Below are 23,343 nucleotides of genomic sequence, written 5' to 3' on the forward strand. Positions count from 1 at the left end.
GGGGTGGTTGGTGTTGCGATCGGAGAACCGGTTGCTGTTGACCACTGATCATTCCGTGTCCGCGGTGGAGCTCGCGGCCGGGATCGGCGGGGAGGTGCAGCACTACCTGTCCGTGCGTCTGCTGGGTGGGCCCGTGGTCGTGTTGCCCGGGGCTCCTTCGCGCTGGTTGATCCTCACCACGTCCGCCGACGAGGCCTCGCAGGTGAACCTGATCCGGTTGCGGGCCCGAGGGGCGTTGACGCATCGACTGGGGACGTTGGTGCCGTTGCCGCCCTCGCGGATCGACCGCGGAGGCGTCGGGTGGCTGGGGGCGACTCCCGCGGGCCGGCCGTTCCTGCCGCCGTTCTCGGCGGTGGTGGCGGCTCTGAGGGCGGTCACCGAGACGGCCGGTTTGCGGTGACCTGCCGTCACCTCGTGGTCAGGGGCGGCAGGACGTTCGCCACGAACTGGGTGAGGGTGTTGCCGCGGGCGGCGAAGTTCAGGACCACGTAGGTGCCGTTGGCGCCCTGCTTCAGACCCACGCCCACCCGGTCGGACGACTTCCAGACCATGGCCGTGAAGTGCAGGACGCCGTAGTCGACGGTGGACTGCGTCATCTCCTTGGCGTAGTCGTAGCCGCGGGATTCGCCGTACCAGTTCGCCAGCGCTTTTGTGGCGACCGTGTCGATTGCGCGCGTGCGACTGCTGGTCCAGTAGAGGTTCTCGCCGTAAGGGTTGTCGGGGCGGTGTTCGAAACCGTCCGTCTCGTGGAGGTGATCGGCCCATTCCTGGGCTGTGCGGCTCACTTCGGAATCGAGGGAGAGAGGCGCCACGCCGTGCTTCGCGCGGTAGGCGTTGAGGAGTTCCACCGTCTTGGCGACGGGGTCCGAGGCCAGAGCAGGGGTCGCCGGTGACAGGAGCAAAGAGGCCACGGCGATTACGGTGAGCATCGTTCGCATGACCTGCTTTGTCCACCGAACGGGCTACTGATGGCAACCCGTTGGGTCAAATTCGCCGTCTTGATAGGCGCTGAGTAGCCGTCTTCTAGCCTTGGAGTGTGACGCACGTCGCAGGCTGGGGTGAGTGGCCGGGGTCACCCCTACGACCCCCTTGGGTTAGCGGTTGATACCCCGGTTGCGGTGCAAATTCACTCCACAGGACGCTGTTGGGGCTCTACCTTTGTGATGTCAGCCACGACGGAAGGAGCCGGACATGGAGCGTCACGAGATTCTTGCGGACGAGGACGGCCACATTCGCGGTTACGACTAGAGAGCTGCTCGGGCCGCGCGAGGGAGCCATCTGCGAAGAGACTCCCTCGCGGCCGGAAAGCTACTGGTTGGTACGCGTGAGTTGCTCGTTCATGATTAGGAAAGCACCCAGGCCGTGGAAGTCGTTCGTGTTTCGCGCACGGCCGAAGTAGTAGTCGGCGTTGCCGACGTTGGTGCCCTCGGAGATGTCCTTGATGTTGGTCAGGCCGTCCGAGCCGACCGACGTCTTGGCGAGGACGCCCTGATAGCCCTTCGCCGCCACGGCCTTGTAGGACGCGTCGATGTAGCCGCGCTCTACGCCGCGCGAGAGCATGAAGGTGTACATCGACGACGCTGAGGTCTCGGTCCAGTTCTTGGAGTTCGAGCACTTGTCGACGATCTGGCACCAACGGCCCGTTGCCTGGTCCTGGAAGCGGGCGTAGCCGGTGGCGAGGTGCTTGACGATGTTGATGAGATCCGTCCTACCGGGGTGGTCGGCGGGCAGGATCTCCAACAGGTCGATGGCGGTCATGCCGAACCAGCCGATGGCGCGGGCCCAGTGTTCGGCCGAGTGCTTGCCGGGGTTCTTCGCCCACGACTCCGAACCGTCGGCGTCGTAGGCGTGCCAGAGCAGGCCGTCGTCGGACTTCAGGTGGGCGAAGTAGGCCTTCATGTTGCGGACGGCCTCGTCGTAGCCGTAGGGCTGGTTGTAAGCCTTGGCGTACATGGCGATGAACGGCTGTGCCATGTAGACGCCGTCCGCCCAGAGCTGGCCGACCTTGCTGGTGGCGTGGAACATGCCGCCGTCGGACGTGCGCGGGTAGTTCGTGAACTTGGCGCGGACCTTGTCGGCGGCCTTCTTGTACTTGTCCTGCCCCGTTTCCTGGTGCAGGACGATGAACAGGGTGGCGCTGCGCATGGCGTCGAGGTTGGTGAAGCTGTTGTCGACGCTGCCGTCCGCCTTCACGAAGCGGTCCACCCACGCCTTGATGTAGTCGAGGTACTTCTTGTCGCCCGTGCGCTTGTAGACGAGGTACTGGCCGTACAGGTAGAGGCCGCGCGTGTAGCCCCAGCCGCCGAGCTTGTCGGGGGTGAAGCGTTTCATGGTCGAGTCGACCACGGCCTTCGACCAGTCCGACGGGGGTGCGGCGGCGGTGGCGTTCGCCGGGGCGATCAGTGCCAGCGACACGGCGAGAATGCCGAGGAAGCGTGCTGTCCTCACTACGTGCTCCTCCTACTAGCTCATGCGGCGGAGGCGAGGACGAGCATTCCCTTTGGTCCGGACCACGTCAAGCTAACATCGGATGTTTGCACGTGCTTGCGCGGATCACGAGTTTTGTCGGGAGTTCGCGGAGTTCGGCCGGCGCGCCTTCGAGGCGTGCCGCCAGGAGGTCCACGGCGACGTTGCCGGCTTCCTCGGTCGGCATGGCGACCGTCGTGAGGGCCGGAGAGCACATCGAGGCGTAGAGGATGTCGTCGAAGCCCGTGACGCTGATCTGCCGCGGCACCTTGACGTCGTGCTCGGCCAGATAGCTCAGCACGCCCAGCGCCATCAGGTCGTTGTAGGCGATGAACGCCGTGGCGCCGGTCTTCAGGGCCTGCTCGGCCGCGGCACGACCGCCGGTGAAGTTCGCCTCGAACGAGCCGAGCAGCCGGGCGCGGCCGCCCAGGCCCTGCATCCTCCGGTTGTTCGACCACGCCGCCGCGGGGCCGCCGAGGTAGACGTAGTCCCTGTGGCCCAACGACTCGAGGTGCGCGACGACCTGGTCCATGCCCGAGGCGCTGTCCATCAGCACCGACGAGACGCCCGGCACGATCCGGTTGATCAGCACCAGCGGGGTCAGGTCGGCGAGCTCGGCGACCTGCTCGTCGGTGAGCAGTGACGCGCACAGCACGACGCCGTCGACCTGCGCCGCCATCGTGCGCACCAGTTCGGCCTCGGCCTCGGGGTCCTCCCTGCTGTCGCAGAAGAACACCGAGGTGCCCGCCTCGCCCGCGCGGGTCTGCACGCCGCGCAGGACGGAGGGGAAGAACGGGTTCTCCAGGTCGGGCACCACGATGCCCAGGTTCCCGGTGCGGCCCGTGATCAGGCTTCTCGCGGCGCGGTTCGGCTGGTAGCCGAGGCCGGCGACGACGTCGAGGACCCGTTGCCGGGTGGCCTCCTTGACGAGTCCCGGCGCGCTCAGCGCGCGCGAGACCGTCGAGACGGAGACCTGAGCTTGGCGAGCGACATCCCTGATCGTGACTGCCACACGTGAATCATCGCAGTCAAGGTCACGATAGCCCATTCATCGGATGACTGGTGGTCAGAGCTCCAGGCCCGTCAGCACGAGCACGCGGGGTTCGGTGAGGTCCTCCATGGCCGCACGGAGTCCCTCACGGCCGATGCCGGACTCCTTCACGCCGCCGTACGGCATCTGGTCCGCGCGGTAGCTCGGCACGTCGCCGACGATCACGCCGCCGACCTGGAGTCGTTGCGCGGCACGGAAAGCCAGCCGCACGTCGTGGGTGAACAGACCCGCCTGCAGGCCGTAGCGGGAGGCGTTGACGCGGTCGAACGCCTCCTCGACGCTGTCCACCCTGGTCAGCGTCACGACCGGGCCGAACACCTCCTCGGCGTTCACCTTCGCGTCGTCCGGCACGTCCGTCAGCACGGTGGGCGCGTAGGTGCGGCCGTCACGCGTGCCTCCGGTCAGCACCGTCGCCGAGGCCTGCTGCACCCAAGCTTCGACGCGTTCGGCCGCGGCGTCGCTGATCAACGGGCCGACGTCGCCGGCCACGTCGAGCTTGTTCACGTGCTGCACAACGGCTTCCGAGACGGCGTCGTAGATGTCGGTGTGCACGTAGACCCGCTGCACCGAGATGCACGACTGGCCCGCCTGGTACATCGCGAACGTGGCGATGCGCTGCGCGGCGAACTCGACGTCCTGCCAGTCGGGGGCGACGATCGCGGCCGCGTTGCCGCCCAGTTCGAGGGTGACGTGCTTGCGCGGCACGCGTTCCTTGATGCCCCAGCCGACCGGGCCGGAGCCGGTGAACGAGACGACCGGCAGGCGCGGGTCCTCGACGAGTTTCGCGGTGTCCTCATTGGACAGATGGAGGATCGAGAAAGCGCCCTCGGGCAGGTCCGTCTCGGCCAGCAGCTCGCCGAGCAGGAACGCGACCTTCGGGGTGGCGGGCGCGGGCTTGAGCACGATCGGCGCGCCGACGGCCAGCGCGGGCGCGACCTTGTGCGCCACCAGGTTCAGCGGGAAGTTGAACGGCGCGATGCCCAGCACCGGGCCCCGCGCCACCCGGCGGACCAGGGCGAGGCGGCCCTCGGCGGACGCGTCGGTGTCGAGGCGCTGCAGCTCGCCGGAGAACCGGCGGGCCTCCTCGGCGGCCCAGCGGAACGTGGAGATCGCGCGGGTCACCTCGACGCGCGCCCACTTCAGCGGCTTGCCCGAGTCGTCGTTGATGGCCTGCGCGAACTCCTCGGCGCGCTCGGCCAGGCGTCGCGACACGTGGTCGAGCGCGGCGGCGCGGCGGTGGGCGGGCAATGAGGCGAGTTCGGGAGCAACGGCAGCAGCAGCGGCGACCGCGCGTTCGACGTCTTCGGGGGTGTGGAACGGAATCATGCGAGCAGAGCTCCTTCGAGCACGTCGAGGCCTTCGGCGAGCAGGTCGTCCGGGATGACCAGCGGGGGCAGCAGACGGATCACGTTGCCGTAAGTGCCGCACGTCAGCACGACGACACCCTGGTCGTGGCACGCCTTCGCGACGCGGGCAGCGACCTCGGGCGTGCGTTCGGTGAACTCGATGGCGAGCATCGCACCACGGCCGCGGATGTCGGCGATGATGTCGGTCTTCTCGGCGACGGCCTTCAGGCGTGAAACGACGGTCTCCTCGATGCGGCGGGCCTGAGCGTTGAGGTCGCGCTCGCGCATCGTGCGGATGGCACCCAACGCAGCAGCACACGCCACCGGGTTACCGCCGTAGGTGCCGCCCAACCCGCCGACGTGCACGGCGTCCATGATCTCGGCACGACCCGTCACGGCCGCCAGTGGCAGGCCGCCCGCGATGCCCTTGGCCGTGGTGATCAGGTCGGGCACCACGCCCTCGTGGTCGGAGGCGAACCACGAACCGGTGCGGCAGAAGCCGGTCTGGATCTCGTCGGCGACGAACAGCACGCCGCGCTCGCGGCACCACTGCGCGACCGCGGGCAGGAAGCCTTCAGCCGGTGCGATGAAGCCACCTTCGCCCTGGATCGGCTCGATCACGACGGCGGCGGTGTTGTCCGCGCCGACCTGCTTCTCGATGGCGGCGATCGCCTTCTGGGCTGCCTCAGCACCGGTCAGGCCGTCGTGCAGCGGGTAGGACGCCGGCACCCGGTACACCTCGGGCGCGAACGGCCCGAACCGGTGCTTGTACGGCATGTTCTTGGCGGTCAGCGCCATCGTGAGGTTCGTGCGGCCGTGGTAGCCGTGGTCGAACACCACGACGGCCTGCCTGCCGGTGACGTGCCGGGCGATCTTGACGGCGTTCTCGACGGCTTCGGCGCCGGAGTTGAAGAGCACCGACCGCTTCTCGTGGTCGCCGGGGGTGAGCGCGTTGAGCTCCTCGCACACCTCGAGGTAGCCCTCGTACGGCGTGATCATGAAGCAGGTGTGGCTGAACCTGTCGATCTGCGCGTGCACGGCCTCGGCCACGGCGGGCGCGGGGTTGCCGACGTTGGTGACGGCGATGCCCGAACCGAGGTCGATGAGCTGGTTGCCATCGACGTCGATCAGCAGACCGTCGTCGGCGGACTCGATGTAGACCGGCAGCGTGCTGCCGACCCCCGAGGCGACGGCTGCTTTTCGCCGCGCCTGGAGTTCCAGCGATTTGGGACCGGGGATCGCGGTGCGCAGTCGGGTCATGTCCTCAGCATGACCCTGGTCAGCGGCGTGCGCAGTGCCTGAAATGGCGATCTGTGCACGAGAGGTTGTACAAAGTGGCACATGCCCATCACGCTGCAGGAACTCGCCCGCCAGCTCCGGCTCCCGGTGCTCGCCGGGGACGTCTCGAAGCCCGTGGGGTGGGTGCACGGGACGGAGCTCGCGGACCCGGCGCCGTTCCTGGAGGGCGGGGAGCTGCTGCTCACCACAGGCCTGCGGCCTCTCAGCGACGACTACGTCGAACGGCTCGTGCGCGCTGGAGTCGTCGGACTCGGGTTCGGCACCGGCCTCGGCCACGACGTCGTTCCGGACGCGCTGGTGCGGGCAGCGGGCGAGGCCGGTCTCGGGCTCGTCGAGGTGCCGCGCGAGGTCCCGTTCATCGCGATCAGCAAGGCGGTGTCGAAAGCCGTTGCCGCCGACGAGTACGCGGCGCTGACCCGGACCAGCGAGGCCCAGCGAGCGCTGACCAGAGCCGCCGTCCGCGCCGGGGTGGCCGGTGTGGTGCGCAGGCTCGGCCAATGGATCGACGGGTGGGTCGTGCTGCTCGACGCGACGGGTCAGCCGGTGCACGCTCACAACCCCCGCCTGGTCCCGGATCTGGCTGCCGAGCTGGCCCGGTTGAAGACCGCCGGTGGCCTCGCCAGCGCGTCGTTCGAGGTTTCCTCGACGCACGTCTTCCTGCAGGTGCTCGGCAGCAGGGCCAGGGGAGTGCTGGCGGTGGGTGCGCAAGACCCGCTCGACGCCGCCGACCTGAGCATCGTGAACACCGCGGCGTCGTTGCTCGCGCTGGCGTTGGTGCAGAACGACTCCGTGGACGCGGCCAGGCGGGAGCTGCGCACCGGGCAGTTCCGGCTGCTGCTCGCCGGACTGCCGGTCGACGGCCTTCCCGCGAGGTTCCGGGTGTACCTCGTCGACGAACCGCCGGAGCAGGACGTGTTCTGGGCCGAGTACGACGGCCGGATCGTCGTGCTGGCCGAGGACTTCGACGGCTTCGCATCGTCCGAAGTGGACATAACCGGGGTCGCGAGGGGCTACCGGGAAGCCCGGCAGGCCCGTCAGGCAGGCATCAGGAGGTTCGAGGACTTCGCCGGCAGCGCGATCATGCTTCCGGACGGGTTCGCCGACGCGTTGCTCCGCCCGCTCGACGACGAGACGCGCGAAACCCTCAAGGTCTGGCTGTCCCACCACGGCGCGTGGGACCCGGCCGCGACGGCGTTGGGCGTCCACCGGCACACGCTCCGAAACCGTGTGCGCAAGGCAGAACAGGCCCTCGGCAGGTCGCTCGACTCGCCGGGTCTGCGCGCGGAACTGTGGCTGGCGCTGGCGGCCACTTAGGCCGTGTCCTGCGAGTCTCGTCCGCGATAGCCGCGGCCGAGGGGCGCGGAGGCGGCACCGCCGAAGCACCCCAATACGCCCGGTATGAGGGCGCTCCGGCGGCACCGCCTCCGCGCCTCTCGCCCGTGACTCTCATCGAACGGACTCGCAGGACACGGCCTAAGGGGTTCGCGTCCTTATTCCGCCCCACCACACCCGCGTAGCCTGCGGAAACCGCCGTCGTGCCAACAGAAGGGGAATCGAAAGAAGGCAATCCCTCATGGCAAGACTCACCGGCGCATGGCTGCCCATGGCCGCCACTGCCGCGCTGGTTCTCACCGGTTCCGCCGGTACCTCCGCCGCGACGCCGTTCGACGACACCGTCCTCGCGTGCAGCGATCCTGCCGCGCGCACGCTCGACGGAAGCTGCAACAACTTGGTCCATCCCGAGTGGGGCAAGACCAACACCGAGTACCTGCGGGTCGCCCCAGCGCGCTATGCCGACGGCGTCGCCCGTCCGCTCGGCGGTCCGAGTCCCCGCTACGTCAGCAACCGCCTCTACAACGACACCTCGCAGAACCTGTTCTCCGAACGCGGGGTCTCGCAGTGGGGGTTCGTGTGGGGTCAGTTCATGGACCACACCTTCGGGCTGCGCCAGGAGGCCGGAGGGGAGAACGCGCCACTTCCGTTCGACCGCAACGATCCGATCGAGTCGTTCCGCAACGACCTCGGCTCCATCGGGTTCACGCGCACCCCGGCCGCTCCGGGAACGGGTACCGGGACCACGGCCAGGCAGCAGCTGAACACCGTCGACAGCTACATCGACGGCTCCAGCGTCTACGGCCCGGACACGACGCGACTCGAGTGGCTGCGCGAGGGCACGGTCGACGGCAACCTCGCCAACAACGGCGCGCGTTTGTTGCTGGACAGAGGACTTCTGCCGCGACGGGACTCACGTGGTGACGCGTCGAAGGCTCCGATCATGGCCGCGGATGGCCGCCTCCAGGGGACACCCGGCAGGGCGATGGTCGCGGGAGACGTGCGGGCCAACGAGAACATGGCCCTCACCGCCACGCACACGTTGTTCGCGTTGGAGCACAACAGGATCGTCAACGCGTTGCCGCGAACCCTGTCCGCGCAGGCCGCGTTCGACATCGCGCGCAGGGTCGTCGGTGCCGAACAGCAGTGGATCACGTACACGGAGTTCCTGCCCGCGCTCGGTGTGCAGCTCGCGCCGTACAGCGGTTACAAGTCGACGGTGAATGCGAGCTTGTCCAACGAGTTCGCGGTCGTCGGCTATCGGGCGCACAGCTTCATCCACGGTGAGATGGAGCCGATCGCACCCGAGGGCACCTACACCGACGCGCAGCTGAAAGCCTTTGCGGCGCAAGGCATCGAGGTCGAGCACGAGGACGGCGAGGTCGTGCTCGTCGTGCCGTTGAACATGGCCTTCTTCAACCCCGACCTGCTGGCGGGCATCGGCGTCGCACCGGTGCTGCGGGGCATCGGCGCCGAGCCGGAGTACCGCAACGACGCGCAGATCGACAACCAGCTGCGCAGCGTCCTGTTCCAGGTTCCCGTGCCCGGCAACCCCGGCTGTCTCGACGGACCGCAGCTGCCGCAGTGCTTCCGGGGCGTCGTGGACCTCGCCGCGATCGACATCGCCCGCGGCCGCGACCACGGCATGCCGCTGTACAACGACCTGCGCAGGGCGTACGGGCTCGCTCCGAGAACCAGTTTCACCGCGGTCACCGGCGAGTCCACGAGCTCGTTCCCGAACGACCCGCTCATCGACCAGCGCGACCCGGTCAACGACCCGAACATCATCGACTTCGTCCGGTTGCGGGACGGCGCGGGCAACATCGTGCCGCTCGACGTGCCCGACGCGGCCGAGACGATGGGCGTGACGGGCACCCGCCGGTCCTCGGACGCCGCGAGGCTCAGCGCGATGTACGGCGACGTGAACAAGCTCGACTCGTTCGTCGGCATGTCCGCCGAGCCGCACCGCAGCGGCCACGAGCTCGGTGAGCTGCAGGAAGCCATCTGGAAGAAGCAGTTCGAGAACCTGCGCGACGGCGACAGGTTCTTCTACAGCAACGATCCAGTCCTGCAGGACATCCAGACCCGTTACGGCATCACGTACCGGCACACGCTGGGCGAGATCATCGAGATGAACACCAACGCTGAGGTGGAGGACCACGTGTTCCTCTCGGACATCCCGATCCTGCCCGCGTGGGCGAACGCCACGGCGTACGCGGTCAACGACGTGATCGTCTACCGCGGCAGCACCTACGTGTGCCGCCAGGCACACAGGTCGCAACTGGACTGGACGCCACCGGTGACGCCGGCGCTCTGGCGGCAGGTCACACCTTGAAGGTGAGTGCAGCCGTGTAGCCGGACTGGACGTTCCCCGACATCGTGGCCATCTGCTGGTCCGTGCCGTCCCGGAACACCATGTCCTGCTTGAGGGAGGTCCGCGACATGTTCTGGACGCTCTGCGTGTAGCCGGTCGTGCCGTAGACCTCCTTGCAGGTCGACTCCGGCAGGGCGAGCTGCGAGGTCGTGATCTTGTTGCCCGCCTTGGTGGCCTCGGCCAGTGACGGGTAGACCTCGAAGTGGATGTGCGGCCAACGCCCGGAGTACGCGCCGGGGAAGATGCTCACGAACTTCAGCTTGCCCGACGCGTCGGCTTCCTGGACTCCGCGCAGGAAGTTCTCGTTCTTCACGCGGTCGGAGTACATCGAGTAGTCGCCGTTGATGTCGCAGTGCCACAGGTACACGGCGGCACCGGCATACGGCTTGCCGTCCTCGTTCTGGACTGCGAGCTCGATGTTCAGCTGCACACCCTCGGCCGTGCGGGTCGAGGAGCCGAAGCTGGAACGGAGGTCCGAACGCACGATCCCGCTCTGCGTCAGCGCGTTCGGGCCGTTGGAGCCGTCGCCGGTGAACGGGCCGGCGGTCTCCTCGGGGATGGTCTCCAGCACGTCGGAGGTCGTTCCCCGGGAGGACGGCGACGTGGTGGTGGGATCGGCCGAGGTCGTGATCGACGGCGCGCAGGCCACGAGAGTGAGGCCTGCCGCGCCGCCGAGCAGCGACAACGCCCGCCGGCGCCCGAAGAGCGTGGCGAGGTCGAACTGGAGGCCGCGGTCGTGGTTGTCGGTCATGGCACCCAGCCTGCGGTCGTTTCCTGTGAGCCGCCTGTGCACGAGCTGTTAGGGAGTTAGCGACCCGAACTCCGGGAGCGTCAGCGCGGAGTGCTCGGGACGCGGCACGTCGGCTGGCACGGTCGTGAGCTCACGCAGAGCGGCGTTGCGAGCAGCCAACGCCTCGGGAGTGCCGGGGAACAGCTGCGCGTTGCCCTCCTCGACCAGGCCCTGGTTCGCCTCGGCGAACGGCCGGATCTCGCGTTCGTACGCATCGTATGCGTGATCGGAAGTGGCCAGGTGACCTGCAAGCACGTAAGCACCGACCAGTGCGAGGCTCGACCCCTGCCCCGTGAGGAACGACGGAGCGTAGGCGGCGTCACCGACCAGCGCGACCCGCCCGGACGACCAGCGCGGCAGGTGGATCTGGCTGACCGTGTCGAAGAACAGGTCGTCGGCCTCCCGCATCGCCGCGACCATCCGAGGCACCTCCCACCCGGCCCCGGCGAACGTCGTCGCCACCAGTTCCCGCTGCGCCTCGGGATCGCGGAACGCCCCGAACGGTGCCTCGGAACGCGTGAAGCTCAGAAATCCGTGCACGCTCTCACCCGAGCCCACCGCGTACAGGGTCGCGGAGCGACCAGGCTCGTTCCACATCAGGCCTTCCCGCGTCAACCCGAGGTGGTTCGGCATGGTGAACCCCGCGAAGCAGTAGCCGAGGTAGCGGTGGAACTGCTCCTCCGGCCCGAACGTCAGCGCCCGCACCGCCGAGTGCAGCCCGTCCGCGCCGATGACGTGGTCGTAGGTGCGCTGGAGTCCACTTCGGAACGTCACGTCCACGCCGCCGGAGTGCTCGGTCATCGCCACGATGGTGTTGTCGAACAAGAACTCCACGTCGTCCCGCACGGTGGAGTAGAGGATCTCGGCGAGGTCGCCGCGCCGCACCTCCAGGTCCCGGTCGTCGCTGCGGGTGAGCGACTCGGGCCGGATCGACGCCACCAGGCTGCCGTCCGCGTTGAGGAACGTGAGCTGCCGCGTGTGCACGTGGGCCTCGCGCAGCCGGGGGAGCAGGCCCATCCGCTCGACCACTCCTAAAGCCGTGCCGCGGATGTCGATGGGGTAGCCACCCCCGCGCAACGCGTGAGACTTCTCCACCACGGTGACGTCGAAACCGTGTCGCCGCAGCCAGAACGCGAGCGCGGGCCCGGCGATGCTGGCGCCGGAGACCAGGACGGAACTCATGAAGAACCTCCAATTAGCTAACTTAGGTATCCTTCTCCGACCGTACCAGGCATATACCTAAGTTAGGTAGGTAATTGGTGGGCAGTCCGGACCCCGCCGCGATGCTGCGGCAACTGATGCAACTGGGCACCGTGCTCAACAAGAGCCAGCTCGTCGAGCGGGCGATGGAGCACGTGGGGATCGCGATCGACCGTCCCGGCCTCACCGTGCTGATCACGTTGCGCATGGCCGGGGAGCCGCTGCGGGTGGGGGAGATCGCCACGCGGATGCAGGTCGTCGGCCCGCACGTCACCAGGCACCTGCACGATCTGGAGCGCGCGGATCTCGTTCGGCGCGTTGCCGATCCGGACGACCAGCGGGCGCGCCTGGTCGAATTGACCGACCAGGGCGCCGCGGCGGCCGGGCGCTACCTGGAGGCCGTCCTCGGGTGGTTCACCGGCGCGATCGCCGACTGGCCGGACGAGGACCAGCGGACGTTCGGCCGGCTGCTCAGCCGGTTCGTGGACGACCTCCAGGCGCGCCTCAGCTCAGAGTGAGCAGCACGGTGCTGGAGCCATGTCGGGGTAGGAGCTTCAGCACCGTGCCGCCGAACGTGCCGGGCGTTGAGGAGACAGCCGCCCAGCCCGTCGTCTTCTGGCGGAGTTCGTCGACGGTCGAGGCCTTGAGGACCTTCCCGTCGATCACCACCTGTTTCACCCCGGCGGGCAGCATCAGCTGCGACTCCGCGGGTGCGTCCCGCAGCGTCACGAGCATGTGCCCGCCGAACGAGCGGACCCGCAGGTTGCCGAACTTGCCGTCCGCTCCGGGCGACACGAGCCAGCCCGCGCGGTCCTTGCGGTCGAGGTCGTTCACGCCCCACGCCTCGGACCAGATGTCGGGCGTGCGGAAGTTGAACGGCATGGCCGACGAAGCCCGCAGGTACAGCGGGAACTCGTCGAGCCCGGCCTCCCGCGTGATCGTCCGTCCGCCGGTCACGCGCTCACCGGAGAACAGGTCGATCCACTCGCCCTGCGGTAGCCACACGTCGACCGGTGTCGGCTTCCCGGCCGCACCGTCGGCTTCGGCGCGGTCCGCGGTCACGGGAGCCGCGAGCAGGTCCGGTCCGACCATGAACTGCTGGTCAGCCTTCCAAGCGGCTTCTTCCCGAGGGTATTGGAACGCCATCGGCTGCGTGATCGGCGTGCCGTCCTTCGAAGCGTGCACAGCCTGCGCGTACAGGTACGGGAACAGCTCGTAGTGCAGCACCGCGGCGCGCTTGAACCGGTCGAACGTCGTCGTGTCGTACACCCACGGCGTCGAGTTGCGGCCGGAGCTGCCGACCTGGAACACCGGCGACACCGCGGACATCTGCGACCACCGCACGAAAAGCGACTCCGACGGCCCGCCACCGAGGTTGCGGTAGCCGCCGGTGTCCGAGCCCTGCACCGGGTGGCCGGAGATCCACGAGTTGATGCCGCGCCGGGTCGAGAGGCGCAGACCGTCGAAGCTCATGTCCGCGTCGGCCTGCCAGAACCCGTGCAGGATCGCCGGCATCCCGTCGCCGCCCGCGCGGAACAACGTCGTGTAGTCGTCGCCGTGCACCTTCCGCAGCATCTTCACCACGGATTCCGCGTACAGCAACGGGTACTGGTTGTGGATCAGCGTGCCGGGCCCGCCCGCGAACGTCGTCTCCTCGAAATTGTGCTCCTCGCCCCGGTCGCCCTTGACGAAGTTGACGCCCATCCGGAACACGGATTCGAGCTTCGCCTCGTAGTGAGCGCGCGCGACCGGGTTCGTGAGGTCGATGTCCCAGACGTTCGTGCGGTCGGACTGCGCGAACGAGCCGGCGGGGTAGTCGTGCGGGCATTCCTTGCCGTCAGAGGTCTTGTTCAGGAACGGCGCCACCCACACACCCATGTTGACGCCACGAGAACGCATCCAGTCGATCGTGCCCTGCGCGTCCGGGTACATCGTCTTGTCGAACTTCAACGCGCCGATGCACGCATACGTCGGCCGGGCGCCCTCAGGACCTTGCTCCCACGGGTTGTCGACCCACAAAGTCGAAAGCGGGACCCCGCGCGACTGGAACTGCGTGACGTCCTCGACGACCTCGTCTGAGTGGTTGTACTTGTCGCGCCACTTCGTCAGCGCGAACTGCCGCGCGGGCGGCAAGGTGGGCATGCCGACGCGATTGAAGTACGACGAGTTGACCTGTGCCGGTGAGCCCGCATAGATCTCGTAGTCCAGCCGGGAGGTCTTGAAGCACAACTGGATCCGGTCCGGCACGCCGAACGTCACCGGACAGGGCGCGGGCTTGTCCGCGCAGTGGTCGTCGGCGAGAGCACCGGGGAACGCCGTCCGCCCGATCGCCTTGGTGTCGGCGTAGACGCCGTACCCCGAGTTGGAGATGAAGAACGTCGAAGGCGCGCCGTTCTTGTTGCACTTGCCGAACGTCGACGCACCGACGAACACGGCCTTGTTCAGCAGCACACGTCGTTGCAGGTCAACGAACATCGTGTGCGCGCCACCGCCGAGGAAGTGCTCCTCCAGCGACCCGGTGAGGTTCGCGGACACCTGGGCGACGCCCGCGGAAGGCTCCAGCGTCCAGCCCACCCGCAGCCCGCGTTCGGTGCGGGTCACGACCACGGAGGCGGTCCTGGACGCCTCCGTGGTCGCCACGACGTACCGCACACCGCCCGGAACCCGTTTCTGCGCAACGACGCTGGTCAACGAGTGCTGCGTGCCGTCCGCGAGTCGGTAGAACGTCTCGCGCTGCCCGGTCAGGGTCCGCCTGCCGTCCTGGAAATCCAGAGCGAACGGGGAGTTGACGGCCTTCCACGACAGCCCCTGGTGGGCCGTCGCGATCGGCGAACCGGCAGAAAGCCCGGCAGCGACCAGCAACAGTGCCAGCAGGTATCTCATGCCGGCACCACCCCGTTGATCGTGGTGTTGCGGAACACCAGGTTGTCGGTGTTCTCGATGAGGTTCGGCTCGGTGATGCCGGTGAACGCCGAGTTCGTGATCCGCACGTTCTTGATGTGCTGCTCCGGGAAGCCGCGGAAGCACGCCGCGAGCTTGCCGTTGGTGATCTTCATCCGGTCGACCGTCACGTTGTTGATCTGCGGGAAGAAGCCCTTCGTGCCGCCGTTCTGGTAGTACATCGACACGAACAGGATCTCGCGCTCGACGTTCTGCCCGAACACGTTGCGCAGATGAACCCCGTCGATCACGCCGCCGCGGTCCTGGTTGCACTTGATGTAGAGCGCGTGCTTGATCGGGTAGCGGCCGGGGAAGTCCGGCGCGTTGATCTCGCAGTCGCGGCAGAAGACCTTGGAGACGCCACCGGACATCTCGCTGCCGATCGTGATCCCGCCCCAGCGCCCGGAGAACTTGTTGCGCTCCGCCACGATGTGGGAGGACGGGATGCCGACCCGCCGTCCGTCGGCATCCCGTCCGCTCTTGATGACGACGCAGTCGTCATTGGTGTTGAACTTCGAGTCGTGCACGTGGGCGTAGGAGGACGAGTCGAGGTCGACGCCGTCGCCCTGGGAGTTCGTCGAGTAGACCTCGATCCGCCGCACGGTGATGTTCTGCGAGAACACGAAGTGCAGCGACCACATCGCCGGGTTCTTGATCAGCACGTCCTCGACGAGGAGGTTCCGGCAGCGGAAGAACTGGATCATGTTCGGCCGCATGTTCTTGCCGGGGCCCATGATGCGTTCCTCGACCGGGACGCCGTCCTCGCCCCACTGGCGCAGCAACGGCGTGGAGCCCGCGCCCCAGCTCGCCCACTTGCCGGAGACCGCGTCGCCGTCGATCGTTCCCTTGCCGGTGATCGCGATGTTCTTCTGCTCGAAGGCGTAGATGAACGGCTGGTAGTTGTAGCAGAGCGTGCCCTCCCAGCGGGTGAGCACGAGCGGCAGGTAGTCGTCGGGATCGGTGGAGAACTTGACCGTGGCGCCCTCGCCGACGTGGAGCTCTACATTGGACAGAAGCCTGATGCCGCCGGTGAGGAACGTGCCCGCGGGAACGACCACACGTCCCCCACCGGCTCGGTGGCACGCCGTGATCGCGCGGGAGAACGCCTCGGTGTTCTTGGTGAGGCCGTCACCCTTCGCGCCGTACGCGGTGACGTCGTAGTCCCTCCTGCGGAAGCGTGGTGGGCAGATGCGCGCCAGGATCAGCGGCACCTCTCGCCACGGGTCTTTGCCGAAGCCCCAAGAGGAGGTGGAGGGTTCGGCAGCCGCAACGCCTGCAGGGAGCAGGAGACCAGCGGCCGTCAGGCCGGACACACGCGCGAAATCACGACGTGACAAGGACACAGGTTTTCCCCTCAGACCTTCTTGCCGTTGATGGTGACGTTCGTGAACGTGGTGCCGTCAGCGTTCTTGAGGCTGGGCTTCGCGGTCGTGACGTTGGTGAACGTGCTGTTCGAGATCGCCACGTTCTTGATGTGCGACTCGGACATGCCGTCCAGGGTGACCGCGGTCTTCTTGACCCCGTTGACGGTGAAGCCGTCGACCGTGATGTTCTGCACCTTGGGGTTCACGATCGGGCCGTAGCCGGGGCCGGTGAGGCTGTAGTTCAGCGTCACCATGATCGCCTCGCGGTCGACGTCCGTCGCCTTGATGCGCCGGGCGTGGATGTTCTCCACGGTGCCGCCGCGCCGCTTGTTCGTCTTGATGTACAGCACGTGGAACGGCTTGTACGACGAGCCCTTCTTCACCGTGCAGTCCTGGAAGAACACGTTGCGCACGCCACCGGACATCTCGCTGCCGACCGTCAGCGCGCCCCAGCGGCCCTCGAACGAGCAGTTCTCGATGACGATGTTCTCGCTCGCCACGCCGATCCTGCGGCCGTCGATGTCGCGGCCGGCCTTGATCGCGATGCCGTCGTCACCGCAGTCGAACCGGCACCCGGTGATGTGGACGTACTGCGAGGCCTCGGGGTCGCAGCCGTCGACCATGCCGCCGCGGCTGTAGACGAAGATGTCGCGGATCGTGACGTTGGTGCACAGCACCGGGTGCACGTTCCACATCGCGGAGTTCCGCAGCTGCACGCCCTCGATGAGGATGTTCTTGCACTCGTAGAGCGTGACCATGTTCGGCTTGAGGTAGTGGCCCATGCCGAACTTGCGCTCGGTCACCGGCTTGTTGTCCACGGCCCACTTCTGCAGCTGCTCCCAGTCGGGCTGCCGCTTGCCGTCGTAGTCGAACCACGGTCCGGACGGGCCCTGGCCGTCGATCAGGCCGGGGCCGGTGATCGCGATGTTCTCGGCCTTGCGGGCGTAGATGAACGACGAGAAGTTCATGCACTCGATGCCCTGCCACCGCGTGAAGACCAGCGGGAAGTCCTTGGGATCGATGGAGAACTTGATGGTCGCGCCTTCGGAGACGACGAGGTTCACGTTGCTCAGCAGGGTGATCGCGCCGGTGAGGAAGCTGCCCTTGGGCACGACGACCTGACCGCCGCCCGCCGCGTTGCACGCCTCGATGGCCTTCTTGAACGCGTCGGTGTTCTTCGTCTTGCCGTCACCCTTGGCGCCGTAGGAGGTGATGTCGAACTTGGCGCTGGGGAACGTGGGCGGGACGATCTTGGCGAGGATCGCGGGCACCTGGTCCCACGGCGAGTCGGCCATCGGGATCGCCGCGTGCTCTTCCGCCGCCGCGACCGGTGCGTTGAGGAACGAGCCCGACAACATCGTGACACCAGCGGTGGTACCGGCGACCTTGAGGAAGTCGCGGCGGTTGGTCTCCATTGCCGTCCTTTCGCGCGCATGCAGTGACTCGACAGCGGCGGCGTGGCGGCATGAAAAGATGCTGTAAACCTTTTCAACGGTAGGTTTACACCTGTTTCCGGCCCCGCGTCAACGGCTGCCCGAAGTCGGCATACTGGCTTGTGTGCTCGGATTGCGGCCGGCGGAACTGGCGGTTTACGAGACGCTCGTGGACTCGTATCAACTGGGTGTGACGGAGCTTTGTCTTGCCACAGAACTGGCTGAGCGGGCCGTTCGCGCCGCACTGAGGACCTTGACCGATCTCGGTTTCGTCCACCACGTCAACGGGCTGCACACGGCCGTCGCGCCCGACGTGGCCCTCGCGATGTACTTCCTGCGCCGTGAGGACGATCTGCGGCGGGAGCGGTTGCTGGCCGGGGAACTGCAGGTGCGGTACGAACGCGCGGCCGTTGTGCGCGCTCCCGCGGACCTCGTCGAGGTGGTGCACGGGGCCGAGGCGATCTCCCATCGGGTCGACCAGGTCATGCGCACGGCCCGGCACGAGGTGAGGTTCGTGGACAAGCCTCCCTACGCCAACGCGCCCTCCTCGTTGCATCCCGTCGAGGAGGAGCTGCTGCAGCGAGGTGTGCGGTTTCGCGGGATCTACGAGCGGCAGGCGCTGGAGCTGCACGACCTGCGAGCCGACCTGGAAATGGGGCTGTCGCTGGGGGAGGAGGCGCGGGTCGTGGCGGTCGCTCCGACGAAGATGATCCTGGCCGACTCGCACCTGGGGCTGATCCCGTTGCACAGCACGGAGACGTCGCTGGAGAGCGCGGTCATCGTGCACCGGTCGGCGTTGCTGGACTCGCTCGGGGCCTTGTTCACCCGGCTGTGGGACGACGCGGTGCCTCTGGCGTTGCCCGGTGAGCGGACCGGCGACGCCGTGACGGGCAGCGCCGAGATCTCGATCTCGGACGCACGGCTGCTCGCGTTGCTGGCCACCGGACTGCCGGATCGCAGCATCGCGAAGCAGCTCGGGCTGAGCTACCGGACGTTCCAGCGCCGGCTGCACCGGCTGATGACCGAACTGGGCGCGCAGACCCGTTTTCAGGCGGGCCTGCGCGCCGCGGCACGGGGCGCGGGATCACTGCTGCCCCCGGCCCAGGGCCCGGATCAGCCGGCGGACTGAGTCCGGAACGCCTTCTGCACGGTCTGCGTGACCGTGTTGCCCGCGCCGTCCCTGGCCTCGGTGCGCAGCCACACCTCACCGCCTGGCTGGTCGATCGTGACCTGCCAGTGGTCGCCGCCCGGCTTGATCGCCGCTGGTCGCCACGTCACGCCGTCCGCCGACCACTGCACCTTCACGACCGTCACGGGCGCGCTGCTCGACGCGTACAGGCCGTAGACGAACGGTTTGCCCGCGGGAGCGGAGTTCGTCAGGTCGAGCGGCAGGTCGTGGCGGAGCTGGATCAGCGGCTGGAACTGGCAGGTCGCCTGACCCGCGTGGCACGAGTAGCCGCGCGGTGGCGGGTTGAGCGACCGGCGTGACGTGAACGTCCACGTCGTGTCGGTGCGGGGAGCCAGGGTGAACAGGACCGGGTTGACCGCTCCCGCGACGGCTCCCGGTGCGTGGGTCTCGATCTTCTCGAGGCGGTAGGTGGCCTGGTCCGGGGACAGCGGGAAGGTCGGGTAGAACGCCAGCGGTTCCTGGTTCGCGGCGATCTCCCGATCGCCCTGGAACAGCCTGACCTTGGTCGTCGTGAAGAACTTGCTGTTCTGGTAGGGATTCGTGTAGTGGCCGGGGTTGCCGTCCGTCCACTGCAGAGCGGGGACGAAGGTGTCGCCCGCCCGGCAGTCCGAGCAGAGCTGGCGCCACGCGTCACCGGCCGCCGGATAGCGGGCCGGGTGGTCGGACTGCAGGTCGATCGCGGTGCTGTGCATCGGGCCCGCGAACCAGCGTTCGACGGCCGGTGCCTGGCCTTCGCGGAACACGTTCTCCTGGTACAGGGCCATGGCGGCCCGTTGTCCCTTGGTGTCCGTGCCGCTCAGCGTGACCGAGCGCTTCCAGACGATCCGGTCGTCGCCGGGGCCGATGTACTCGTTCCACGCGGCGGGCGGCGTGAACGTGGTGCCGCGCATGATCTGGGTCTGCCACAGGCCTGTGGGGAACGGGTACCACAGCTTCTGCACGGTCAGACCGGGTTTGTCCGCGTGGTAGGAGGTCCTGCGCAGGACGAGCTTGGCCGGATCTACGACCTTGCGGTGGTTCGCGGGAATGCCGTTGCCGTCGAGGTAGCTGAGGTTGAAGACGGATTCGGGCGTCTGCCTGATGCTGAGCTTGAGCGTGGTCTGCCCGGAGAGGAACTCGCCGTCGGCGTTGCCGATGCTCAACGACGGCAGCGCGGTGCTCGTGAGTCCGGTGAGCGGCAGTGCGCCCAGAGCGTCTACATAGGACACTAAAGCCTTCTTGCCCTTCTGCGCCGCGGCGGTCGCGGCGGCGGTGGCGGCCTTCACCATGTTCGCCGGGGTGTCGAGCTTGATCTTCGCCAGCTCGAGGTCGCCGCCGACGGTCAGGTCCCGGTCGCCCGCCCACTTCGCGGACAGCACCGCCACGTCGCCGTCGGTCCTCAGCATCCGTCCCGCCGAGGTCGCGGTCACCGTGGCGGTCTGCAGGGTCACGTTGTCCTGCAAGGAGATCGCACCCAGCTTCGCGGCCGCGGCCGGCATCGCACGGACCTCCCACGGCGACGTTCCCAGCACTGCGGCGGTCTCGGCGATCAACGGCAGTTTCTCGCCCGCGGCCGGCAGCACGCGCCGCATCGTGATGGTGCGGTCCCGTTGCTCGGCCGGGCCCGGCGGCACGACCTCGATCGGGACGGTCTTCCGCGCGTCGAGTGAAACGTCGGCGGCGCTCGAGACGGCCAGCTCCGGTGCGGCGAGCGCGGACCAGCGGCGCACTCCCGCCGTGTTCTCGGTAGCCCAGCTCACGGCGGAGTAGTGGCCGCTCGGAACGTTCGCGACACCCTCGCCGTTCACGACGTCGAAGGCATAGCTGACGATGTCGTCGAACGGGTCGTTGATGTCGTCACCGCCGTTGGTGTCGTCGATCAGTTGCCCGAACGCCGGTGCCGGTGCCTTGCCCGCGGTGTCCCGCACGTGCACGGACACCGGGAACGTCTGCGGTGCCTCGTAAACGCTGACCGGAGTGCGCAGGACGGTTCCCGCGCTCGTGGCCGTGACGACGCCGCCGTACACACCCGCCGGGCCGGCTTCGGGATCGAGCGTGAGTGTCGAGGTGGACTTCGAGCGGGCCGGAATTGTCAGGCGTGCCGTGCTGAGGTGGAAGGCGGTGGTGGGGTTGCCGTCCCAGCCCTTCATGGTCGCGGCCAGGTCGAGGGTGAGGGGCGCGTCAGAACTGTTGGTGTAGCTGAGTTCTCGTGTGAGCACGCTGTTGGCTGTCCCGGAACCGCGGTCGTAGCGTCCGAAGCTCGCCGACGCGGTGGCGGTGGCCTTCTGCGTGACGGCCCTGGCCACGTCGAGCCGGCCTCCTCCCTGTTCGTACCAGGACATTCCGACGTCGGCGGCGCTGGTCACGAGCGCGTTCTTCATCGTCTCCGCGGACCAGTCCGGATGTTGCTGGGCGAGCAGCGCGGCGGCACCCGCGACGTGCGGCGTGGCCATCGAGGTGCCGGACGCCGCGGTGTAGAGGTCGTCGACAGGAGCGCCCATCGAGGTGCCCGCGGCACGGGCGGCCACGACACCGACGCCCGGCGCGTTGATCTCGGGCTTCACGAGGGCGTCGCCGACGCGCGGGCCGGTGCTGCTGAACTGCGCCAGCCTGTTCTGCCGGTCGACGGCGCCGACGGTGAGCGCGGAGGCGGCGGCACCGGGAGAGGTGACCGAACGTCCGGCCGGGCCGTTGTTGCCCGCCGCCACCACGAACAGCGCGCCCGTCTCGGAGGAGAGCCTGTCGACCAGCGCGCTGAGGTCGTCGCTCCCGTCCGTCACGTCGCCGCCGAGGCTGAGGTTGACGATCTTCGCGCCGGACCGGGCCGCCCACTCGATGCCCGCCATCACCTGGGAGGTGTCGGCGTCGCCCGCGCCGTTGAACACCTTGGCGATGACCAGCTTCGCGCCCGGCGCGACACCCTTGTACTTGCCGGCGGCACCCGCGCCGGTGCTCGCGATGGTCGCGGCGACGTGCGTGCCGTGGCCGTGCCGGTCGACGACGTCGGGTTCGTCGGAGAAGTTCTCCGCCGCGGTGATCTTCGAGGCGATGTCGGGGTGGGTCGCGTCGATGCCGGTGTCGACGACGGCGACCGTGACACCGGTGCCGTCCAGGCCCGCCTTCCAGGCTTCGGGAGCGCCGATCTGCTTCGTCGTCTGGTCGAGCGCGACGTGGATCGGGCGGTCGTACTTCACCCGCTGCCCGGATTTCACGCTCATGTCGAGGGACTGCCAGAAGTCCCGTGCTTTCGCTTTCTCCACGTGGACGCCGGAAGCGTCGAGGCTGCTGATCCTGGTGTGGGCGCTCGCGCTGAAGCCGCCGGTCATGAGAACCGGGAGAGTGGCCGTGCGGTCGTCGGACTGGCCGGTGCGCACGAGCTCGGTGACGTTGAAGAGGGTGCGGTCGACGGTGCCGGACGTGACGGAGCCGATCGCGTCCGAGGGGTAGACGTGCAGACCTTCTGCCGTCGTCATGGTGTGGAAGACCGGTTGCTCGCCGTCCCTCGGCGCCGCGTGGATCTGCGCGGTCTTGCGGCCGTCTGAGCGTTCGGTGTAGTCCACGACGTCACCGGTGATCAGCGTGATCCGGTGCGACGCCTCGGACGTCTGCGCCGGGTGCGGGGGTGCTGCTGCGGACGCGGGTGGTGCGACGAGCGTTGCCGCGGCAATGGCCGATGCCAGGACCTGTCGTATCACGGCGCCCTCCTTGTGATCAGTTCACAGCAGGATGAGGGGCCGGAATTCCTTGCGGAACAGCGATAGGCGGCGGTTAGTCGCCGTTGGCGACTTCGCGCCACACGCGGAAGTGCCCCGGGCCATCGAGGGGCGATGGCCCGGGGCACGAGGTGCACCCGCCGAGTGGCTCTCTGTCCAGATCTCCGGGTAGATCTCTTAGAAGGTGCGTTCCTGCAGCGAGAAGTCGCGCTGGTTGTTGTTCGTGTCCTGGCTCAGGATGTTGCGCGTGTTCGAGCCGTTCAGCTGCGCGGTCTGCGCGGTTTCAGGAGCGGCGTTGGTGCCTTCCTTGGGCGTGACCGCACTCGCCGAGAACGCGACGCCGTCGATCTTGAAAGCGGTCGGGGCGTTGCTGCCGAAGATCGCGACACCGCCGTAGACCGGAATTCCCTCCACGCCGAGGAAGTTCACCGGCAGGACGTGGGGCGTGGACGTGGTGCCGGAGAACTCGGCGCCCGTCAGCACGAGCGTGCTGCCCACGTTGTTCTTGGGCGCCAGCACGATCGGCTGGCCGACCACGTCGACCATCGGGATCGTCTGGATGACCTGGTTCTGCTGGTTGTAGATCTTGAGCACCCAGTTGGTGAGGTCGAGCTGCTCGTCCGTGGTGTTGATGATCTCGATGGCCTCGTCGAGCGGCCCGTTCGGGCCCATGGTCGAGACCTCGTTGATGAGCACAGCCGGAAGCGCCATGACCTCGGGGCCCGCGGGCTCCTGGGCCGCGGACGCCATCCCCGCGAACGCGATGGTGCTCGCGATTGCGAGAGCAGCGGCTCCGCTCAGCAGTCGACGCATTGTTCCAGTCCCTTCGAGAAGTTAATTCGGGGTATTTCTCGCAGTGATCTCAAA

The 23,343-nt window shown here is 67.9% G+C and carries 16 protein-coding genes and 1 pseudogene; 5 read left to right on the top strand and 12 right to left on the bottom strand.

The genetic code is table 11. The features are described from left to right. The first annotated feature begins 10 nt into the window (after positions 1–10). Positions 11–400, top strand: coding sequence for a hypothetical protein (locus tag ABZ345_RS37310; RefSeq protein ID WP_359859397.1), 390 nt, complete (start codon positions 11–13; stop codon positions 398–400). A 7-nt stretch (positions 401–407) separates the two neighbouring features. On the opposite strand, the gene ABZ345_RS37315 is transcribed toward ABZ345_RS37310, so the two are convergent. The 5 genes and pseudogenes from ABZ345_RS37315 to gabT form a co-directional block, all read right to left on the bottom strand. Continuing rightward, positions 408–911 (bottom strand): CAP family protein, encoded by a 504-nt coding sequence (locus ABZ345_RS37315; RefSeq protein ID WP_359859399.1) that lies wholly within the window; start codon positions 909–911, stop codon positions 408–410. A 397-nt stretch (positions 912–1,308) separates the two neighbouring features. Then, positions 1,309–2,424: a glycoside hydrolase family 88 protein gene (locus ABZ345_RS37320; RefSeq protein WP_359859469.1), complete on the bottom strand. Its 1,116-nt coding sequence runs from the start codon at positions 2,422–2,424 to the stop codon at positions 1,309–1,311. A 91-nt stretch (positions 2,425–2,515) separates the two neighbouring features. Further along, positions 2,516–3,478, bottom strand: a complete 963-nt coding sequence (locus tag ABZ345_RS37325; RefSeq protein ID WP_359859401.1) for a LacI family DNA-binding transcriptional regulator — start codon at positions 3,476–3,478, stop codon at positions 2,516–2,518. Between the two features lie 54 nt (positions 3,479–3,532). After that, positions 3,533–4,828 (bottom strand): annotated as a pseudogene (locus tag ABZ345_RS37330) (aldehyde dehydrogenase family protein); the annotation flags it as partial. 11 nt (positions 4,829–4,839) lie between these two features. Further along, positions 4,840–6,123: a 4-aminobutyrate--2-oxoglutarate transaminase gene (gene gabT, locus ABZ345_RS37335; RefSeq protein ID WP_359859403.1), complete on the bottom strand. Its 1,284-nt coding sequence runs from the start codon at positions 6,121–6,123 to the stop codon at positions 4,840–4,842. Positions 6,124–6,204: 81 nt separating this feature from the next. Here gabT and ABZ345_RS37340 point away from each other — a divergent pair, with 81 nt between their 5' ends. Both ABZ345_RS37340 and ABZ345_RS37345 read left to right on the top strand, forming a co-directional pair. Then, complete coding sequence (locus ABZ345_RS37340; protein WP_359859405.1) at positions 6,205–7,476, top strand: PucR family transcriptional regulator; 1,272 nt, start codon at positions 6,205–6,207, stop codon at positions 7,474–7,476. A 259-nt stretch (positions 7,477–7,735) separates the two neighbouring features. Then, positions 7,736–9,829, top strand: a complete 2,094-nt coding sequence (locus ABZ345_RS37345; RefSeq protein WP_359859406.1) for a peroxidase family protein — start codon at positions 7,736–7,738, stop codon at positions 9,827–9,829. Here ABZ345_RS37345 and ABZ345_RS37350 read toward each other — a convergent pair. Together ABZ345_RS37350 and ABZ345_RS37355 are read right to left on the bottom strand one after the other, a co-directional pair. Continuing rightward, entirely contained in the window at positions 9,819–10,619 is an 801-nt protein-coding gene (locus tag ABZ345_RS37350) for an intradiol ring-cleavage dioxygenase (protein ID WP_359859408.1), read from the bottom strand. The two genes, ABZ345_RS37345 and ABZ345_RS37350, sit on opposite strands and share 11 nt — an antisense overlap. A 48-nt stretch (positions 10,620–10,667) precedes the next feature. Next, positions 10,668–11,840, bottom strand: a complete 1,173-nt coding sequence (locus tag ABZ345_RS37355; protein ID WP_359859410.1) for an FAD-dependent monooxygenase — start codon at positions 11,838–11,840, stop codon at positions 10,668–10,670. A gap of 77 nt (positions 11,841–11,917) precedes the next feature. Here ABZ345_RS37355 and ABZ345_RS37360 point away from each other — a divergent pair, with 77 nt between their 5' ends. Further along, a complete protein-coding gene (locus ABZ345_RS37360) occupies positions 11,918–12,376 on the top strand; it encodes a MarR family transcriptional regulator (protein ID WP_359859412.1) in 459 nt (152 codons plus the stop codon). On the opposite strand, the gene ABZ345_RS37365 is transcribed toward ABZ345_RS37360, so the two are convergent. From ABZ345_RS37365 to ABZ345_RS37375, 3 genes are read right to left on the bottom strand one after another with little or no spacing between them, the layout of a single operon-like run. Continuing rightward, entirely contained in the window at positions 12,363–14,741 is a 2,379-nt protein-coding gene (locus ABZ345_RS37365) for a TIM-barrel domain-containing protein (RefSeq protein ID WP_359859414.1), read from the bottom strand. The genes ABZ345_RS37360 and ABZ345_RS37365 overlap by 14 nt on opposite strands. Then, positions 14,738–16,135, bottom strand: coding sequence for a glycoside hydrolase family 28 protein (locus ABZ345_RS37370; RefSeq protein ID WP_359859416.1), 1,398 nt, complete (start codon positions 16,133–16,135; stop codon positions 14,738–14,740). Before ABZ345_RS37370 ends, ABZ345_RS37365 begins: the two co-directional genes overlap by 4 nt. 17 nt (positions 16,136–16,152) lie before the next feature. Then, entirely contained in the window at positions 16,153–17,577 is a 1,425-nt protein-coding gene (locus ABZ345_RS37375; protein WP_359859418.1) for a glycoside hydrolase family 28 protein, read from the bottom strand. 142 nt (positions 17,578–17,719) lie between these two features. Here ABZ345_RS37375 and ABZ345_RS37380 point away from each other — a divergent pair, with 142 nt between their 5' ends. Then, entirely contained in the window at positions 17,720–18,724 is a 1,005-nt protein-coding gene (locus ABZ345_RS37380) for a helix-turn-helix domain-containing protein (RefSeq protein WP_359859419.1), read from the top strand. Here ABZ345_RS37380 and ABZ345_RS37385 read toward each other — a convergent pair. Both ABZ345_RS37385 and ABZ345_RS37390 read right to left on the bottom strand, forming a co-directional pair. After that, positions 18,709–22,458 (bottom strand): S8 family serine peptidase, encoded by a 3,750-nt coding sequence (locus ABZ345_RS37385; RefSeq protein WP_359859421.1) that lies wholly within the window; start codon positions 22,456–22,458, stop codon positions 18,709–18,711. The two genes, ABZ345_RS37380 and ABZ345_RS37385, sit on opposite strands and share 16 nt — an antisense overlap. Before the next feature lie 195 nt (positions 22,459–22,653). After that, positions 22,654–23,289, bottom strand: a complete 636-nt coding sequence (locus tag ABZ345_RS37390; RefSeq protein ID WP_359859423.1) for a lamin tail domain-containing protein — start codon at positions 23,287–23,289, stop codon at positions 22,654–22,656. Positions 23,290–23,343: the final 54 nt, after the last annotated feature.

The organism is Lentzea sp. NPDC005914, assembly GCF_040629405.1.
In the GTDB taxonomy this organism is placed as follows: domain Bacteria; phylum Actinomycetota; class Actinomycetes; order Mycobacteriales; family Pseudonocardiaceae; genus Lentzea.

Excerpts from the sequence above, each read along its gene's own strand:
- gabT (WP_359859403.1), bottom strand. The coding sequence starts at position 6,123 with ATGACCCGACTGCGCACCGCGATCCCCGGTCCCAAATCGCTGGAACTC.
- ABZ345_RS37340 (WP_359859405.1), top strand. The coding sequence starts at position 6,205 with ATGCCCATCACGCTGCAGGAACTCGCCCGCCAGCTCCGGCTCCCGGTG.
- ABZ345_RS37345 (WP_359859406.1), top strand. The coding sequence starts at position 7,736 with ATGGCAAGACTCACCGGCGCATGGCTGCCCATGGCCGCCACTGCCGCG.
- ABZ345_RS37350 (WP_359859408.1), bottom strand. The coding sequence starts at position 10,619 with ATGACCGACAACCACGACCGCGGCCTCCAGTTCGACCTCGCCACGCTC.
- ABZ345_RS37355 (WP_359859410.1), bottom strand. The coding sequence starts at position 11,840 with ATGAGTTCCGTCCTGGTCTCCGGCGCCAGCATCGCCGGGCCCGCGCTC.
- ABZ345_RS37365 (WP_359859414.1), bottom strand. The coding sequence starts at position 14,741 with ATGAGATACCTGCTGGCACTGTTGCTGGTCGCTGCCGGGCTTTCTGCC.
- ABZ345_RS37375 (WP_359859418.1), bottom strand. The coding sequence starts at position 17,577 with ATGGAGACCAACCGCCGCGACTTCCTCAAGGTCGCCGGTACCACCGCT.
- ABZ345_RS37390 (WP_359859423.1), bottom strand. The coding sequence starts at position 23,289 with ATGCGTCGACTGCTGAGCGGAGCCGCTGCTCTCGCAATCGCGAGCACC.